This window comes from Paenibacillus eucommiae (assembly GCF_017874215.1).
Taxonomy (GTDB): domain Bacteria; phylum Bacillota; class Bacilli; order Paenibacillales; family NBRC-103111; genus Paenibacillus_AI; species Paenibacillus_AI eucommiae.
This window is the reverse complement of sequence record NZ_JAGGLB010000007.1, coordinates 207,093-225,103: the sequence shown is the minus strand read 5'-3', so window position 1 is coordinate 225,103 and position 18,011 is coordinate 207,093. Positions and strand designations below refer to the sequence as shown.

Here is an 18,011-nt window from a genome sequence, read left to right as displayed (position 1 = left end):
AATTATTTATGAAAATTGATCGCTTGCTTTCCATCGTTATTTTATTGATGAACCGGAAAAGAATTCAGGCCAAAGAATTGGCCGATCTATTTGAAGTATCGGTGCGCACAATTTATCGGGATATAGATGTTATTGATCATGCGGGAATTCCGGTCATGACCTACCCGGGAGCGGGTGGTGGTATTGGTCTTGTGGAGGGGTATCGATTAGACCGCAATTTGTTGACGCATAATGATCTGGCAGCTATCGTTACGGCTCTTCGGAGCATCTCCACCTCGTACAGCAGCCATGAAAATCAAATGCTTTTGGAGAAAATCAACAGTATTATTCCGGCTTCAAAGAGCGATGACTTCGAATTCAAAACCAAGCAGTTCATTGTAGATTTCTCGTCCTGGGGTGACCAAGGGCTGATGGAGGAGAAGCTAAATAAGCTAAAGCAGGCGATAGAGCAGCTCCAGGTTGTAGCTTTTACCTATTGCAATGCTGATGGAGATGTAACGGAGCGCAGTGTGGAGCCATATACATTAGTATTGAAAAAACAAAGATGGTACCTGTACGCCTATTGCCGCCAGCGGGAGCAGTTCCGTTTATTCAAGCTGTTTCGGATGAAGGACGTTGTGATTCATGAGCTTTATTTTGTCCGTCAGCCCATTTCAATGGAAGATATGCCCTGGGCAAAATCGTGGCAGCCACCTGAGCAGGGGACCCCGCTGCAGCTTCGTTTTCATGCAAAGGTGCGGCATTTGGCGGAAGAGTGGTTCGGAGTGGAGAGTTTGCTGGAGGATGGCGAAGGCAGGTATACGGTTTCGGTCGCTTTTCCAGAGGACAATTGGCTGTACGGCTTTATTCTCAGCTTTGGAGAAGGAGTAGAAGTGCTGGAACCCGCTCATATACGTGAAAAAATAAAAAAGATCGCAGAAGGCATCGTAAATAAATATGAGCGTACATGCTAAACCTGACAGAGAGCTGTCAGGTTACTGCTTGTATACTGAAGCTATAACCAATTAGGAGGAATACACGATGAACTCATACGTATGCCAAAGCTGCGGAATGCCAATGCCTGATGAGGCTTTATACGGAACCGATAAAGAAAATAATAAAGTGACCGAATACTGCAAGTATTGCTATGAGGACGGTGCTTTTACACAGCCAGAGCTCACGCTTGGTGAGATGATTGAGGTTTGCGTCCCGATTATGGTTAAGGAGGGCATGGAGGAGCAGGCGGCAAGAACGATGATGCAGAGTTACCTGCCCAATCTGAAAAGATGGTCTTCTCCTGGGGACGGAGAGGATGGAGAGGGTGAACGCAAGCATGCCCAGCCCGATTATTTTGTAGAAAAAGCGGAAATTCACTTAATGGGCATAGCCGCAAGGACTACAAATGCTAATGAGCTTTCGGCCTCGGCAGAGGCACAGATTCCAAAGCTTTGGGAACGCTTCTGGCAAGAATCTGTACTAGAGAACATTCCTGGGCGGAGCGGGGCTGCAGTTCAAGTGGGTTCGGAAGGTAGTACTGATGGAAATGCGAATACGAATGCGAATGCGGATGCAAATACAAATGGAAATACGAATGCGGATACGAATGGAAATGCGATCTTCGGGTGCTACACGGATTATGAGAATGGAGCTTTTGGGGAGTATACAATCCTTTTAGGAGCGAGTGTCAGTTCGCTTGCCAACATACCAGAAGGAATGGCAGTTACTACATTACCAGCAGCAAGGTATGCAGTGTTTACAACAGCGAAGGGTCCGATGAATAAGGTTGTAATCGAGGCTTGGCAAGCAATTTGGCAGTGGTCGGCGGCCGTTACAGACTTGGAGCGTACTTTTACTGGTGATTTTGAATTGTATGATGAGCGCAGCTCGAATCCGGAGGATGCCCAGGTTGACATTTATATTGCGGTACAATCGCAGGATAAAAAGTGATGTTTAAATGTGGGCAGCTATCTTTAGGAGAGTGTTATGAGGGTAAGATGTTTGATTAATGAAAGTTGTAAGTAAATCCAAATTTTCATTGTCGTCACTATCCCTTTCCCTCAGGAAAGCAGCCTCTGCTGGCAGTCCGTTTGAGAGTGCTTCACTTAACGATGTTTTTCAACGTTAAACCAAATGTTTCCAGGCCAATCATCACTTTAATGATGATTTTCATCGTTAAAAGAGGTCGGATGGCCCCTTTGGTCGGTAAAAAGAGATTTTAACGATATTTTTCATCGTTAAGTAAGATTATGGAGAGGAACTGGTGCTTTTAACGATGAAAAACATCGTTAAAGTAGCAGTTCCTTCTCAGTTGCGCGCTCTCTTCATCCCCAGCGCCTGCGTCAGCTGGGAAATCTCCTCTAACCAAGAGAAAAACCCTAGCTTGGCTGTCCGTTTGAGCTTGGTGTTCGTGTGATTCGTGCGATTGTAGCTGAGAAGAGGGAAGGGCTGTGGGCGGAAGAGCGATAGCGTCCGCCTTTAAAGATTTGTTCCACCCCCATATCTATTCCATTCAAGGGAACAAATCTTTAACAGCGGCTGGAGCCCACAGCCATTCCCTCCACAACGCACCCAAGTCACAAATACGCTCCTCAAAGGACGCCCAAGAAGGGCGTTTTTCTCATTGAGAATAATCCGTGTACGGTAAGCGAAAGCTAAAATGTCTTACCATCCATTGTCTAAAAGGAGACTAGGAACATGAAGCGATTAGCCCCTGTAAGAATAAAAAGAATAGTACTAGTAACCGTTATGCTGGCTTTATTCGGACTGGCATCCAGTATGGTCCTATCGCCTGGTATCGTTGCTGCACAAGGAGGGAAGCCGTATCACTTCGGGTTCAAAAAAAGCAAAAACGGAGCGCTTCCCTCCATTAATGAAGAAGGCTTCAAGCAGATTCTGCAAAAGCATGACGCTATTTTTCTAGGCAATCCGGAGAAGAAAGAGCTGTTTCTGACATTTGACAATGGCTATGAGAATGGGTTTACTGGCCGAATATTGGACACTTTGCGGGATAAAAAGGTTCCGGCTATTTTTTTTGTAACAGGTCCTTATGCGAAGGAGCAGCCGGAGCTGATGAAGCGGATGGTGAACGAGGGGCATCTGATCGGCAATCACTCATGGAGCCATCCGGATATGTCGCGCTTGGATCAAGCAGCTATCAGGACCGAATTGGATAAGGTGAAGGAAGAAGTGGCCAATGTTACAGGGCAGCTGGATATGCGATATATGCGTACCCCACAGGGTGTTTTTAGTGAAAAGACGCTTGCCTTCAGCAGGGAACAGGGATATACGAATGTATTCTGGTCGATTGCCTATAGAGACTGGGAGACCAAGCAGCAAAAAGGCTCGCAGTATGCTTATCAACAGGTGATGTCACAGCTTCATCCAGGTGCGGTGATTTTACTGCATTCGGTGTCCAAGGACAACACGGAGGCGTTGGGACAAATAATCGACGATGCCAGGAAACAGGGCTATGAATTCAAAAGCCTGGACCAAATGGAAAGCAGACATTATTGATTGCCGGATAGTCTTCCTCATTGCAAAGTATAAATAGCTGCGGTATAGTTTGAAAATCAGGCTATCCTTTATTTTTACATGGCAAGGGGGAGACTTATGAACAGTAATTGGCTGGAATGGGCCAAGCGTATACAGGCTATAGCTCAGACGGGGATTACATATACCAAGGACGCCTATGATCTTGAACGCTATGAGGAACTAAGGCAAATCAGTGTAGATATTCTGGCTTCTTACACACAAGTGGATAAGGAAATCCTTACTCTTGCTTTTGCAGGAGAGACCGGCTATGCAACACCCAAAGTGGACATTCGTGGAGTTGTCTTCCAGGACGACAAGATTCTGCTTGTTCGTGAGAAGCTGGATGGGGCTTGGGCGCTTCCCGGAGGCTGGGCCGATATCGGCTATTCACCTTCAGAAATTGTTGTTAAAGAAATCATGGAAGAATCGGGCTATCAAGCTATCCCCATCAGGCTGCTGGCCATACTGGACAAGAAATTTCACGGTCACCCGCCGGAGCCTTACCATATATACAAATTGTTTATTTTGTGTCAGATCACTGGTGGAGAGGCTGCGGGCGGCTTGGAAACGAGCGAGGTTGGTTTTTTTGAGGAGGAGCATTTGCCTGTGCTTTCTGCTGAACGAAATACGGTGGCCCAGGTCAAAACCATGTTTGAATTTCTGCGAAATCCGGAAAAAGCTGTCATTTTAGATTGAAGCATTCAAAAATAATGATCCGCGGCGCTGAAAGCCGCACCTAACGGAAGCGAGTCATGCTGTGACTTCGCTTTTTTTTTGTGCTCACGATTTGTGGTGTTGCAGTCAGCTGATTTCGAAGCAAGCATAAAATTCTCTACTTATGGAAAAATTAATAAAAGTTTGTCATCGATAGGGGGACTCCTGACTTGAGCGCTGCAAAACATAAACTATCCATTTTCGCCCTAGGAGGCGTTAATGAAATTGGAAAAAATATGTATGTGATCCAATACGACCAGGATATTGTTGTTATCGATTGTGGATCCAAGTTTCCCGACGAAAGCTTATTAGGCATTGATTTGATTATTCCGGATATTACTTATTTATTGGAAAACAGCGACAAGGTCCGGGCTTTAATCGTTACACATGGACATGAGGATCATATCGGAGGCATACCGTATATTTTAAAACAATTGAATATGCCTATTTATGCGACGCGTTTAACTTTAGGACTCATTGAGGGCAAGCTTAAAGAGGCCGGACTTCACGGGGAAACAAAGCTGATTGAAATTAACTCTGAATCCAGCATTCAACTGGGCGATATCACTTCGACCTTTTTCAAAACCAATCACAGTATACCAGATTGCTTGGGAGTTGTTTTTGAAACACCAGAAGGTACGGTTGTGCATACTGGAGATTTCAAGTTCGATCTAACTCCTGTGAATGATCAATTTCCAGATCTCCATAGAATGGCTGATATTGGAAAAAACGGCGTATTAGCCTTATTGTCAGAAAGCACTAATGCCGGGCGCCCGGGCTTTACCCCATCCGAACGCAGTGTAGGGGAGCATATTGAAGAGTTATTCGGAAAAGCGAAGCAAAGAGTATTTATATCCACCTTCGCTTCCAATGTTCACCGCCTTCAACAAGTGGTTGACGCTGCATTTGCGACAAATAGGAAGCTGGCCTTAGTGGGCCGGAGCATGATAAATGTGGTGAAAATCGCTTCAGATCTTGGTTATATTCATATTCCTGAAGGCATGCTGGTTGAAGCAAAAGAAGCAAACGATATAGCTCCTGACAAGATTGCTATTCTCTGTACTGGAAGCCAGGGAGAGCCTATGGCTGCGCTGGCCCGCTTGGCCAGTTCAAACTTTCGCCAGCTGGAAATTTTACGGGGGGATACGGTTATTCTTTCATCGACTCCGATACCCGGGAATGAACGGAATGTCGCTCGTGTCGTAGACAATTTATTCCGGCTGGGGGCTAAGGTTGTTTTCGGTATGCATGTTTCGGGACATGCCAGCCAGGAAGAGCTGAAATTAATGCTTACGTTAATGAAGCCTAAATATTTTATTCCTATCCATGGGGAGTTCCGCATGCTGCATCAGCATGGTTTATTGGCAGAATCAGTGGGTGTGGAGAAGGATAATATCTTCATTGTGAATATTGGGGATGTTGTGGACATAGAGGACAAGGTGGCGCTTCAGCATAGAAAAGTACCGGCGGGCAACACACTTGTCGATGGTTGGGGGATAGGTGATGTTGGAACTGTCGTTTTGCGAGACCGGAAGCATCTTTCCGAGGACGGCATCCTAGTTGTTGTCATTACACTGTGTAAAGTTGAAGGCAAGATTTTGGCTGGCCCGGATATTATATCCCGAGGATTCGTATATGTGCGGGACTCCGAAAGCCTCTTTAATGAAGCGACTATTATCGTAACGAACACGGTTAACACCCTACAGGAAGAAAATATCAACCAGTGGAGCACGCTAAAAATTAGTGTGAAAACGGTTCTGGGCAAATTTCTCTATGAGAATACGGGGAGAAGACCAGTCATTTTGCCTATTATCATAGAGGTTTAATTAAAAACGAGAAAAAAGTGGAAAAGTAAAAAAAGTAAAAAAGTAAAGCAGGCTCATCGATTGAACTTTTCGGAGTACAGGCGGGGCTGCTTTTTTTGTGCTGCAGATCATGGGTTTTGTACGTGTGAAAAAGACGGAAAAATGGTATAATTATTACAAAAGATTAAGGGGTGACTTTTCTGAAAAGACTTAAACCCATCAATGATTTTATTTTCCAAAAGCTGTTTGGAGATTCTGAATCAAAGCAAAGTCTGATTGCTTTACTTAATGCTATTTTGCGCTTAGAGGGCTCAGAACGACTGGCGGATTTGGAAGTCATAGAAAATAAACAACTTACCAAAGAAAGAATCGATGATAAAACGGGAAGATTAGATGTTCGAGCGAAAACAATGGATGGCATGCAAATTGATATAGAAATACAGCTTACAGATCAACGAAATATGGCGAAACGTACTTTGTTTTATTTTAGCAAAATGTACCTCGAGACGATCAAATCAGGTGGAGATTATCAAGACTTAAAGAAAACCATTTTAATTAATATCTTGAATTTCAACATGCTATCTATAGAACGGTTTCATAGCACTTTTCATTTATACGAGGATCACGAAGAGCATTTTATGCTGACAGAAGATGTCGAGATACATTTCATTGAACTAACAAAATTTTTCAAAGTTAAAAAGAATTTTAATGATCCTCTGCACAGATGGCTTTTATTTATGGATGAAAAAATTTCAGATGATACGCTGAAGGAGTTGATGGAAATGGATCGTGATATCAAAATGGCGGAAGAACGTTTGGAATGGCTTAGCAGTGACGAAGAAACTCTGAGGCTTTATGAAGCGCGGGAGAATTCAATCATTGAACGCAACAGTCTGATTTCAGATGGCATCGCTCGAGGAAAAGAAGTAGGAAAAGCAGAGGGAAAAGCAGAAGGAAAAGCAGAAGGAAAAGCTGAAGTGGCGAGAGAAATGCTGCAAGAAGGTATGAAGATCGAGGATGTAGCCCGCTTGACAAAATTGCCGCTTCAAGAGGTCGAACGGATTGCGCACGAAAAAAAATAACTCGATCGAATCCAGCAATATTGGTAGTAAGCCTGAGGGACACCCAGTGATTGTTTGACTGGGCCCGTTTCTTTTTGATCATGCGTCTTTTTTATTTAGTGAAGTTGCCTCACCTGGTTTGATCGCCAACAAAGCTAGTAAGCCTCCAGCAGCACTACAGATTGTCATGAGGATAAACAATAAATGTTCGGATCGTGCCATGATCACAGAGGCGAGCGGGGGGCCAAGGGCCACTCCAACGAATCGCATGCTGCTGTAAAGGGAGCTGATAGTTCCACGCTGTTCTTTGTCGATACCCTCCGTAATAAATGCATCCAAACAAGGTAAAGCCATGCCGATGCCTAGTCCAGCAGTACTTAGACAGCTTATTTGTACATACATTTTATCGAAAAAAATACTGCCCCCAATTGCAACTACTGCAATGCAAAAGCTGGAAACAAGCAGCCACTTCATTAATTTCTTATGTTTGCCGATCATTTTTCCAGTGATAAATGAAGCAAGGCAAAGTATGGCTAAAGGAATAGCGAGAATAAAGCCTTTCACGATTCCTTTGATCTGTAATGTGTCTTCCAGCTTTTCAGATAAATAAAACAAGAGCCCAAACAAGACAAACATAGTAATTCCCCCGCTAATAAATACAGCAGTAAGCCACAGTGCCTTTTGTTTATAAAGCTGTAAAGTGTCTTTGAGAAATTTGCCCAGTCGAATCGGCGATTTCCCGTTCTGGGGAGCTTTAATCCTTAATATGACAAGTAGAAGGGACACCAGTGAGATAACAGGGATGGCTAGAAAGGGAGCATACCATGCGATCAAGGCTAAAGCTGAGCCGGCAATAGGACTTAATACTTTCCCGAAAGTGTTGGATGTTTCGATTAAACCCAAGCCATAGCTGATTTGATCATCGCTTTTGAGCATGTCAGCTACAAGGGGAAGGACGATAGGCATGGCTCCTGCGGCGCCTATTCCCTGTATGAGCCTACCTGTCAAGATCAGCCCGTAGGAGTTTTCCATGCCAATAGCGGCAAATCCACAAATGGCACCACCGATGCCGGTAATAATGAGGCTTGGTATAATAATTACCTTCCGGCCGTAACGGTCTGACAAATACCCGGCAATCGGAATCAATAGGATGGCCATAACCGAATATACCGTGATCAAGAGGCTAACCTGGAGGTTGCTAATATGCAGCTCATTGCGTATTTGTGGCAAAATGGGAATAAGCATGGAATTACCGAGTGTCATAACGAGAGGAATGGAGGATAAAACGAGCAGGTCCCATTTTTTTGAGCTTTCCAAGTTGATCCTCCTGCAATGATTTAGTGATAATGCTAGTGTAAGGCTATAGGTGATCCTTTTGGCTTTATAATGGTTTATGTATTTTATGTATAACTGTAATAATATTTACTTCTTACAGTCCAATTATCCAACTGTCCGAGGAGCATCCTTCAAACGGATCATTCTGAGAGCTCAGGGAGTAAGGGCTTATTACAGAGCAATTTGAACAAAAAAACCTCCATAACCACAGACTAGTGGATTGAAGGTTTTTTTTCGTTTCTATCTTATTTGGCCGTTACGATTTGCCAGCGGACGCCGTAAGGGTCTTGAATACGGCCGAACATAGTGCCCCAGAACATGCGTTCAAATGCCATTATCACATTTCCACCCTCAGCAAGCCCTGCAAATACTGCCCGGGCTTCTTCTTCTGTCCCATATTCAAGCGTCAGATCAAGCTGATTACCCGAAACAATGGATGTGGAGTCAGCCAAGAAAATTTGCAGCCCGCCGACCTGAAGCACAAGATGCATCACCTTTTCCTTCATTTCCTCAGGTGCCTTTGGTGCATCTCCGAAGGTCTGAACACTTACAATCTCGCCGCGAAGCGCTTTTACATAGAATTCGCCCTGTTCCCTGGCATTCTCAGAAAAAATATATGGAGCCAACTTTACCATAGAATATCTTCCCTTCTGCTAAGTTTTTTGGGGTGAGCAATCACCGTATCAATCTCATCAGACCTCATACCAGTCTCATACCAACCTCATACCAATCTCATATCAGATTGCCTCCCCCGAATGGGGCGTGTACTTCACTTTAACGATGTTTTTCATCGTTAAAGTAAGGTTGTGGAGAGGACCTGGTGCCTTTAGCGATGAAAAACATCGCTAAAGTAGCAAATCCTTCTCAGCTGCGCTCGCTGTGTTCCTAGAGTATTCCTCTTAGGGGATATCCTCCAGCAAAGAGAAAATCCTAGCTATTTGTCCATTTATGTTTGGTGTTTGTACGATTACAGCTGGAAGAGGGAAGAGGGAAGGGGTGTGGGTGGAAGAGCGTTAGCGTCCGCATTTAAAGATTTGTTCCAACCTTATATATTCCATTCAGGGAACAAATCTTTAACAGCGGCTGGAGCCCACAGCCATTCCCTCTCTATGCACCAACGTTATGAACAAAAGAAATAAGCTTAACAACATTAATCAACCAACAGGAGGAACAATCGGCAGTTTCACGATTATTGTGGTGCCTTGCCCAAGCGTGCTTTTCGCCTGGATGCTTCCTTGATGAAGCGAGACCATTTTCTTGACGATAGCAAGTCCCAAGCCGTTGCCGTTGTTGCTGCGATTTCGCGACTTGTCTGCTTTATAGAACCGTTCGAAAATGTGGTCAATTTCCTCTGGTGAAATGCCGATCCCGGTATCGGTTATTGAAACCTCAACTTCATTCGAAGTGTGACTGATACCGATTTGGATCATTCCGCCTTCTGGCGTGAATTTAATACTATTCCCAATTAAATTCATCCATATTTGATTAAGCAGGTCCGCATCGGCGGTTATTTTGAAAGCAGCAGGCTGCTTCAGGTCAATGTGAATGTTTCTGTCCAACAATTGAGGTTCGCATGTGACAACAATTTGTCTGATTTGCTCGACGAGGTTAAAGGTGACTGCTTCAAAAGGATGATGTTCCGAATCCAGAGAAGCGAGTTTAAGTAAATTGTCGCCAAGCCTGGACAGTCGTACGCTTTCGGCAATAATGATGTCCAGGTAATACATACGGTCGCCCTCTGCAACCAGATTGTTGTACTTTAAAGCTTTTGCAAAACCGGAAATGGACGTTAACGGTGTTTGAATTTCGTGAGATACATTTGAAACAAAATCCTGCCTCATCAGCTCCAGCTGCTTAAGCTCACTGGCCATCTCATTAAAGCTCTGAGCCAATTCTCCCATTTCATCCTTGCGTTTCATTTTTAATTCGACATCAAAGTCGCCCTTCGCCAGCCGTTTGGTCGCTTGCTTCAACATCTTGAGCGGGTTCACCAAATATCTGGCGGCAATGAGAATGCACAAGCTTCCCATCAATAGTGCGAGCAGCAGAATAATCAGCAGCATACGATTGATCAAATCTTCGTTTTCAGAGGAATACTGCAGAAACATAGCATGCCGCTTCCCTTCGAATTGAAAGGGGATACCGATGAACGTCTCTCCTTCCTTGACAGACGAGCGGTAATATTGGCCTTGCAGTACTTCTTGAATCGCTTCCTGTGAAATTTGAACGATACTATTATTATTTAGACCGTAGAACGTGGCTGCTCCAGCTTCATCGAATAAATGAATCGGATAAGCAGACAGCTTAACCATACGTTTGATGAACCTATCTGTATCCTCAGGCTTCGTCTGTTCATAAAGTTGAACGATTTCCTCGCCCACTGCAATCATTTCAATATGCCCTAATTCGTTTATTTTTTTCTTGAATAAACCGAGTCCGATCAGAGAGGATGCAAGCAGGCTAAAGATAATAACGGCCAGAAACGTTAGAATTATACGGGCATACAAGGTTTTAATCATGGGTATCATGGGTTACTAACCTGTACCCAAGGCTGCGGGCTGATTCAATATGAAAATGCTGCCCATCATCGGCGAACTTTTCCCTTATCCGTTTGATATGGACATCGACGGTCCGGTCATCGCCTTCATAATTCATTCCCCATATTTGTGTGATGAGCTGTTCCCGCGTGAATATTTGACCCGGCTGGCTGGCCAGCAAAAACAGCAGCTCGAATTCCTTTAAGGGCAGATTCAGCAATTCGTCCCCGCGAGTGACTTTATAAGCACGGCGATCCAGCAGTAACCCGCCCAATTGTATGGTCTGGGAGGAAACGATCATGGAACGCTTCAACAGCGCCCTGACTCTCATTACAAGCTCCATCGGGTCGAACGGCTTAGTCAGGTAATCATCGGTTCCAAGCTGAAAGCCCTTCACCTTCTGAGCGGCTTCTGCTTTGACGGTCACCATCAATAGTGGGATATTCGAATCCCTCTGACGGATCTCTTTGCACAAATCCCAACCGTTCATTTCCGGCATCATAATGTCAAGGATTACGAGGTCTACCCGGGAATTCTCCACGATGGAGAGGGCTTCGGCACCGTTGTTGGCTTCTACGAGTTCAAAGCCTTCATTACGCAGAAACAAGGACATCAGCTCACGAATGCGAGCATCATCATCCGCTATAAGTATTTTGGCCATGAGAACGTTACCCCTTTCGATGGATATAATTATACCGTTAATTGCGCTGCCTTGAAAACTCTCACTGTGAGTTGTGAATAGCGAGTTGTGAATAGTGAGTTGCCCGGCAGCGGAAGATGGCCATCCCGATAAAGAATGACCATCCTCTGATCTGCGAGCGGTTTGGAGTTAACCAAACTGCCATCCTATTAAGTTCCAGTGATAGAAAAACAGGCTCAAAGCTATTGCGGCTAGCACCACAAGGGTGTAATACACGCGCATGAAAACAGTCCAATACTTATCTTTCCAGGCCATGATTGCAGAAACAAGTAAGGCGACAGTCAATCCGAGAAAAATAATCGGCATGATCAGATAGATGTTCACGGAAGTGGAGGTACTGCTCAGCCGTTCCAATGTGTCCATGTTCATTAGCAAAGTAACTGTCAAAATGCAGGTTAACAGTACCCAACCAGCGGTGGCCACAGAGAGCCAGACTGCCCGCTTTTGAGGCCCATCCATCTTGTTAACAGTGCGGATACGGATGGCAAATCCGATCAAAACGGAAATAAATAAGACAACCGCTGCACCGAGCAGGGGAAACCATAACTTGGTTTGATCCATCAGCTTTGCGCGCTCGAGTGGCAAGTCTGGCATAAAGTCAAAGCCCATTTGAGTGATTTCTCCCGATGCATTGGTGCGGAAGCCAAGCTGGTGCGGTCCTCCAACTTGTTGGAACAAATTCGGTTCGATCAACGCGAACAGCATGCGTTCCTCTCCCTCTCCAATAGACAGCTGGTCATCGGAAATGGTTACTTTCATCTCTACCATAAAACTAAAAAATTTATCTATATCACTGAAGTTGCGGCGGGTGAATTTATAGGAACCGGCATATTTCTGTAAGGTTTCCGCGATGTTGGAAGGCAAAGGCGGGATTTGGATTTCCGGTGCCGGGAAATAGTGATCGAAAAAGGCTTTTGCCAGATTTTCCGCAGCCCCTCCGCCTTCACCGCCGCTATACGATACAAAAATGCCGATTTGCTTATCTGGAACAAGATAAAGCTGAGTATTGAACAGCGTGTCGGCGCCGCCATGAGAAATCACACGCTGTCCGTTCATATTTAGCTCGTAAAAGCCAAGAGCCATGCCCGGTAATTGTTTATGAAGCTGGAAAGCCGTCGAATGCATTAATTTCGCGGTTTCCGGATTCAGAATTTGCTTGTTTTTGTAGCTTCCTTTATTGAGATGGGCAATCATGAAATGGGCCATGTCGATTGCAGAGACCGATCCTGATCCGGCGGGACGGAATCCGCCTTCGAACGTAGGTGGCTCGTTGACAAAGCTATCGTTCTTACTTGCGTAGCCAAGGACTGAATAAGGTTCTAATGACGCTGGTACAGGCTCCTGTACGGTCGCATATTTCATGTCGAGTGGGTCGAAAATATGTTTTTGAATATAGTCGTCGAAAGGCAGGCCGCTAACCTCTTCCACAATCAATCCTGCCAAGGCAGCGCCATAATTGGAATAAGAGACTATTTCGCCGGGCGGCCTCACCCTCGCCAGCATATGTTTGTCAAGAGTCTCGGAAATCGACACGGGCAATTTCTTAGGATCTGTGGTGATTTGATAGCCAACGCCCCCTTCTTCGAACCCTGCAGTATGGGTCAAAAGATGGCGCATCGTAATGGGCTGCTCATAGGTATCTGGTATCTTTACTGTTTTCAGGTAACTGTTGATGTCGGTATCGAGGTCAATTTTGCCCTGCTCGACCAATTGCATCACCGCTGTCCAAGTGAACAGCTTCGTTGTCGATGCGATCCGGAATAGGCTGGTCTCAGGGTCGATCGGGCTTCCTTCTTCAATGTTGGAATGTCCATAACCTTGGGTGAACAGGAGCTTGCCATCCTTTACGATCGATATGACCGCCCCTGGAATTTTGAACGTATTCATGTTCGATTTCATCACTTTGTCGATAAACGCTGCAACTGCGGCAGGGTCGTTCAGATCTGCAGGTGCTGCATCCGGCTCAGCAGCTTGCGAGGATGTTTCGCCAACTGCCGCAAAGACAGATCCCTGCACCCAGAACAAGCTTGATCCCGTTCCCGTTACCAGAAACGCCAGTAAAATCAACCCGGCGACAAGTTTCTTTTTCATAGCTGCTGCCATTGTAAACATCCCGGTTTTGGCATGTCTTGTACGATCATGTTTCATTTTCTTAGTTGTCAGCATTAGGAGCCCCCACATTTCAGCGTATATTTTTGATCCAGCTGTTGTCTCGATCTTTGGTAAGCTTATCAAAAAGTTATGAACGGAGAGTGAACTATCCGTATTTTCTTTTTGTATCAAGTATGGGGAAGTCAACTGGAAATAATATTTTCATTATAATGAATAAATATTTATTTACATAAAGGGTATAATGATATAATATAAACTCAAGAAAACGAATTCAAACGTCATAGATCATAATGAATACATGGGGGTGGAATGGTGAAGCAATTAGACAGGGAATCGGGGATGCCGCTATATCTTCAGTTAAAGGAGAATTTGAAGGATTACATCAAAGCCAATTTTAGTCCAGGGGATATGATCCCCATTGAATCCGAAATCGAAGAGATGTATCAAGTTAGCCGTATGACTGTTCGCAAGGCGATTGATGAATTGGTTGATGAACAAATCGTCATGAAGCAGCAAGGTCGTGGCACATTCGTGCAATCCCCCAAAATAACGCAGGATATGAGCCGGATTTTTAGCTGGACTGAAGAAATGCAGCAGTTGGGGAAACAAACCGAAACCAGAGGATTGGAAATCCAAGAGGTGAGACCCTCACGTAAGCTAGTGCAGCAGCTTCAATTGGCGGCTAATGAAAAATTAGTATCCATTAAACGTATTCGTTATGCCAATGGGGAACCTATTGCGGTTATGATTAATTACCTCAGGGCATCCTATATACCTGGGTTTGTGGAAACAGGTTTGGAGTCAGAGTCCTTATATGATGATCTCGAAAAAAAGTATGGAATCCGTTTCTCGGACGCCGAGGAGATTGTCAGTGCTCGTGAAGCCACGGATCTTGAAGCGCTGGCTCTTCGTATAGAGCAATATTCTCCAGTTATGCATGTGGTCCGTACGTCCTATTTGGCGGATGGGAAGCCTATCGAGGTCGTGGATTTGGTTGCCAGAGCGGACCGTTATCAATACTCTATTCGCCTTTCCGGAAATAGCCGTTCCCGCAGTCTTTAATATAGTTAACAACTTGTAACATTAAGTATGAGGTATGAGGTATGAGGTATGAGGTATGAAGTATGAATGAAGGGAGGAACTAGTCATGCTGCCGTTAAGTGAAAAGGTCATTCAACTGGACGTTGATGTGGAATCACCGATTGATGCGATCCGGATCGCAGGCGATCTGTTAGTGAAGGAAGGCAAGGTAGAGCAGGCATACGTTGAAGAGATGGTTAAGGCCTTTCATGAGCTGGGAGCGTATTTTGTTATAGCTCCTGGTATAGCTTTGCCTCATGCACGGCCCGATCAAACCGTTAAAGAAGTATGTTTGTCGTTAGTCCGGTTGAAGGAGCCCATTGTTTTTGGACATGCCAAGAATGATCCTGTGAAATTGGTTTGTGCGATTGCTGGGGTGGACAAGAAAGCCCATATTCAAATGCTGCGAGCCCTTGCTTCTATTTTGTCAGACGAGGTGAAGCTGAAAGAAATATTAGAGGCGGAAAACGCCGGGCAAGTGCTGTCAGTCGTGCAGCAGTCCTAAATTTAAAATTACAAATATTACCAAATATGATTCTTGGCGGATTCATTCTGGATTCGTCATAGAATTCACCCCAAACATATATTGAAATGAGAGGATGATAAAAATGAAAGTGGTAACCGTGTGTGGAATGGGATTTGGGACAAGCTTGATGCTGCTGATGGAGATTCAGGATATGGCTGCAAAGCATGGGATTAAAGTGGATGGGGAAGCCGTCGATCTTGGTTCAGCCAAAGGCAAAAGCTGCGATTTGATGGTAGCCTCAAGCGAAATTGCCGGAGAGCTCCAAGATGAAAGTGTGCAAGTGATATCGATTGACAATTTACTGAACAAGGCAGAAATTCAAGACAAAGTGCTGCCTGCACTTCAAGCTATTGAAGCTGGAAAGGATAAATAACGATGCTGACTTTCATTACTTCCATTCTGAGCAACCCGGCCATTATTCTTGGCATTATTGCTGCTGTCGGGTTGATTGCGCTTCGCAAAAGCGTATCTGATATTATCAAAGGAACGTTGAAAGTTTTGTTAGGCTTTATTATTTTGCAGCAGGGCTCGAATATCATTGTATCTACATTAATTCCATTCAGTACAATGTTCACGGAAGCGTTTCATTTAACGGGTATTGTGGCAGAGGACAACTCACTGGTTGCTGCTGTACAGACATTATTGGGAAGAGAAACAGCCTTTATTCTTATTTTCTCGTTTATCATTAATTTAATTATTGCTAGGGTTACGAAGTGGAAATATATATTTTTGACAGGGCATATGATGTTTTCCTTTGCCGGTACGATGGCTATAACGCTCGATCAGATGGGAATTACGGGATGGACAGCTATCGCCATTGGTTCCGTCATTCAAGGGATTTGTATGGTTCTGTTCCCGGCCATTTCGCAGCCATTTGTACGTAAAGTAACCGGGAATGATCATGTTGCCATCGGATTCTGGGGCAGCTCCTGGATTTCCTTGTCCGGCTGGTTAGGCGGGCTTGTTGGGAACAAGGAGAAATCCACAGAAGATATTAAAGTACCGAAATCGATCGATTTCTTGAAGGACATGTCCGTTCTTATGGGACTGGTGATGATCGCAATTTTTATCATTACTACTGCTTTTGTGGACAGTGCAACAATGACAGAGATTACAAAGGGTCAGAATGCTTACCAATTCTCGATCATGACAGCATTGACTTTTGTGGCTGGGGTTCTGGTATTGCTGCAAGGTGTTCGTATGTTTCTGGGTGAAATCATCCCTGCATTCAAGGGCATCGGTGAAAAAATCGTTCCAGGCGCCAAGCCGGCACTGGATGTTCCCGTTTTCTACTCATTTGCTCCGGTTGCCGTAACACTTGGCTTTATCGCAGCTATGGTGGGCGGCTTGATTGTCACCTTTATCTCAGGTTTCCTCCCGGTTGTCGTGCTGCCTTCTGTAATTGGCCTGTTTTTTATGGGCGGTGCTGCGGGCGTGTTCGGAAATGCGGCAGGTGGCTCACGTGGTGCCATTTTCTCCGGCTTTTTCCTAGGCTTTACATGGTCTTTATTAGTTGCCTTGGCTTATCCGCTTGTCGATATGAGTAAATATGGTGTGCAGGGCTTGTGGTTCGCTTCCCCTGATGCAATTATTGTTGTGATTATTATGCGGTTGGTTGGAATGATTTTTGGTGTGAGTGCGGGTTAATCAGAATTAAGATCAGAATTAAGATCAGAAATAAATCGGTATAGGAGTGGTAGAGATGACAAAAAAAATTAGAACTGTACTGGGAGATATCACACAAGAAGAGCTTGGATTTACTTATAGTCACGAGCATTTATGGTGCTGTCCGCCTCCAATGCAAAAGGATCGCGATTTGGAGCTGACCAATTACGATGCCTCGCTGCAAGAGCTGCAAAACTTTAAAGAAGCTGGCGGTCAGGCACTTGTCGACGCAACGACGTTAGATTATGGCAGAGATGGTGGTAAGCTGAAACAGATGGCGCTGGAAACGGGCGTTCACGTTGTAGGAACAACTGGCTTTAACAAGCATATTTATTTTCCGGATTGGGTGGAGAAGGAAACGATTGAACAAATCGCTCAGCGGATGGCGTCTGATGTAACGCAGGGAATGGATGGAAGCGACGCTAAGGCGGGTATCTTAAAGTCAGGTTCATGGCTGCAGATGATTCATCCTTTGGAAGAGAAGACAACCCGTGCCTTAGCGCTAGCGCAAAAAGAAACACACGCGCCAGTCTGGCTGCACACAGAAGTTGGAACGATGGGCATGGAAATGCTCGATATTTTGCAGGAAGAAAACGTCGATTTGACCAAAGTGGCTGTCGGACATAGCGACCGCAACGCGGATCCTTACTATCACTTGCAGCTGGCTAACCGCGGGGCTTATGTTCAATTCGATGGTGCAAGCAAAGTTAAATATTATCCGGACAGTACACGTGTCATGCTGATCAAAAACATGATAGATCATGGCTTTATCGAACAATTGCTGCTTTCAGGAGATATGGGGCGTCAATCCTACCTGCATGGGTATGGCGGAGGTCCAGGCTTCAAGTTTATTATTCAGAAGTTTATACCCCGTCTGCTTTCGGAGGGGATTACACAGGAACAGATCGATACTATTTTTGTGAAAAACCCGGCTCGTTGGCTGGCGCAGTTTGAGTAGGTGGGAAT

The 18,011-nt window shown here is 44.8% G+C and carries 17 protein-coding genes; 12 read left to right on the top strand and 5 right to left on the bottom strand.

Annotated features, from left to right (window positions below; translation table 11 throughout):
• Positions 1-8: 8 nt before the first annotated feature.
• The 7 genes from J2Z66_RS13040 to J2Z66_RS13010 all read left to right on the top strand — a co-directional run bounded on the left by J2Z66_RS13040 (position 9) and on the right by J2Z66_RS13010 (position 7,111).
• Entirely contained in the window at positions 9-953 is a 945-nt protein-coding gene (locus tag J2Z66_RS13040; protein ID WP_209971841.1) for a helix-turn-helix transcriptional regulator, read from the top strand.
• A 67-nt stretch (positions 954-1,020) separates the two neighbouring features.
• A complete protein-coding gene (locus J2Z66_RS13035) occupies positions 1,021-1,926 on the top strand; it encodes a zinc ribbon domain-containing protein (protein ID WP_209971840.1) in 906 nt (301 codons plus the stop codon).
• Positions 1,927-2,251: 325 nt separating this feature from the next.
• Positions 2,252-2,392 (top strand): hypothetical protein, encoded by a 141-nt coding sequence (locus J2Z66_RS13030; RefSeq protein ID WP_209971839.1) that lies wholly within the window; start codon positions 2,252-2,254, stop codon positions 2,390-2,392.
• A gap of 305 nt (positions 2,393-2,697) precedes the next feature.
• Positions 2,698-3,492 (top strand): delta-lactam-biosynthetic de-N-acetylase, encoded by a 795-nt coding sequence (pdaA, locus tag J2Z66_RS13025; protein WP_312894544.1) that lies wholly within the window; start codon positions 2,698-2,700, stop codon positions 3,490-3,492.
• Between the two features lie 96 nt (positions 3,493-3,588).
• Entirely contained in the window at positions 3,589-4,206 is a 618-nt protein-coding gene (locus tag J2Z66_RS13020) for an NUDIX hydrolase (protein WP_209971837.1), read from the top strand.
• Positions 4,207-4,394: 188 nt separating this feature from the next.
• Positions 4,395-6,050, top strand: coding sequence for a ribonuclease J (locus J2Z66_RS13015; RefSeq protein ID WP_209971836.1), 1,656 nt, complete (start codon positions 4,395-4,397; stop codon positions 6,048-6,050).
• Positions 6,051-6,220: 170 nt separating this feature from the next.
• Positions 6,221-7,111: an Rpn family recombination-promoting nuclease/putative transposase gene (locus J2Z66_RS13010; protein ID WP_209971835.1), complete on the top strand. Its 891-nt coding sequence runs from the start codon at positions 6,221-6,223 to the stop codon at positions 7,109-7,111.
• A gap of 78 nt (positions 7,112-7,189) precedes the next feature.
• Here J2Z66_RS13010 and J2Z66_RS13005 read toward each other — a convergent pair whose 3' ends face one another.
• From J2Z66_RS13005 to J2Z66_RS12985, 5 genes are all read right to left on the bottom strand, one after another.
• Positions 7,190-8,407, bottom strand: a complete 1,218-nt coding sequence (locus J2Z66_RS13005; RefSeq protein WP_245375507.1) for an MFS transporter — start codon at positions 8,405-8,407, stop codon at positions 7,190-7,192.
• Between the two features lie 263 nt (positions 8,408-8,670).
• Positions 8,671-9,060, bottom strand: coding sequence for a VOC family protein (locus tag J2Z66_RS13000; RefSeq protein WP_209971834.1), 390 nt, complete (start codon positions 9,058-9,060; stop codon positions 8,671-8,673).
• Positions 9,061-9,579: 519 nt separating this feature from the next.
• A complete protein-coding gene (locus tag J2Z66_RS12995) occupies positions 9,580-10,953 on the bottom strand; it encodes a HAMP domain-containing sensor histidine kinase (RefSeq protein WP_245375506.1) in 1,374 nt (457 codons plus the stop codon).
• The gene (locus tag J2Z66_RS12990; RefSeq protein ID WP_209971833.1) at positions 10,937-11,623 is read right to left on the bottom strand and encodes a response regulator transcription factor; all 687 of its coding nucleotides are present in this window, start codon (positions 11,621-11,623) and stop codon (positions 10,937-10,939) included. Before J2Z66_RS12990 ends, J2Z66_RS12995 begins: the two co-directional genes overlap by 17 nt.
• Before the next feature lie 168 nt (positions 11,624-11,791).
• The gene (locus J2Z66_RS12985) at positions 11,792-13,828 is read right to left on the bottom strand and encodes a serine hydrolase domain-containing protein (protein ID WP_245375505.1); all 2,037 of its coding nucleotides are present in this window, start codon (positions 13,826-13,828) and stop codon (positions 11,792-11,794) included.
• Between the two features lie 255 nt (positions 13,829-14,083).
• Between J2Z66_RS12985 and J2Z66_RS12980 the strand changes: the two genes are divergently transcribed.
• The 5 genes from J2Z66_RS12980 to J2Z66_RS12960 all read left to right on the top strand — a co-directional run bounded on the left by J2Z66_RS12980 (position 14,084) and on the right by J2Z66_RS12960 (position 18,003).
• Entirely contained in the window at positions 14,084-14,836 is a 753-nt protein-coding gene (locus J2Z66_RS12980; RefSeq protein WP_245375504.1) for a GntR family transcriptional regulator, read from the top strand.
• An 85-nt stretch (positions 14,837-14,921) separates the two neighbouring features.
• The gene (locus J2Z66_RS12975) at positions 14,922-15,359 is read left to right on the top strand and encodes a PTS sugar transporter subunit IIA (protein WP_209971832.1); all 438 of its coding nucleotides are present in this window, start codon (positions 14,922-14,924) and stop codon (positions 15,357-15,359) included.
• A 103-nt stretch (positions 15,360-15,462) separates the two neighbouring features.
• Entirely contained in the window at positions 15,463-15,753 is a 291-nt protein-coding gene (locus J2Z66_RS12970) for a PTS sugar transporter subunit IIB (RefSeq protein ID WP_209971831.1), read from the top strand.
• A gap of 2 nt (positions 15,754-15,755) precedes the next feature.
• Positions 15,756-17,027, top strand: a complete 1,272-nt coding sequence (gene ulaA, locus J2Z66_RS12965) for a PTS ascorbate transporter subunit IIC (protein WP_209971830.1) — start codon at positions 15,756-15,758, stop codon at positions 17,025-17,027.
• Positions 17,028-17,082: 55 nt separating this feature from the next.
• Positions 17,083-18,003 (top strand): phosphotriesterase family protein, encoded by a 921-nt coding sequence (locus tag J2Z66_RS12960; protein WP_209971829.1) that lies wholly within the window; start codon positions 17,083-17,085, stop codon positions 18,001-18,003.
• Positions 18,004-18,011: the final 8 nt, after the last annotated feature.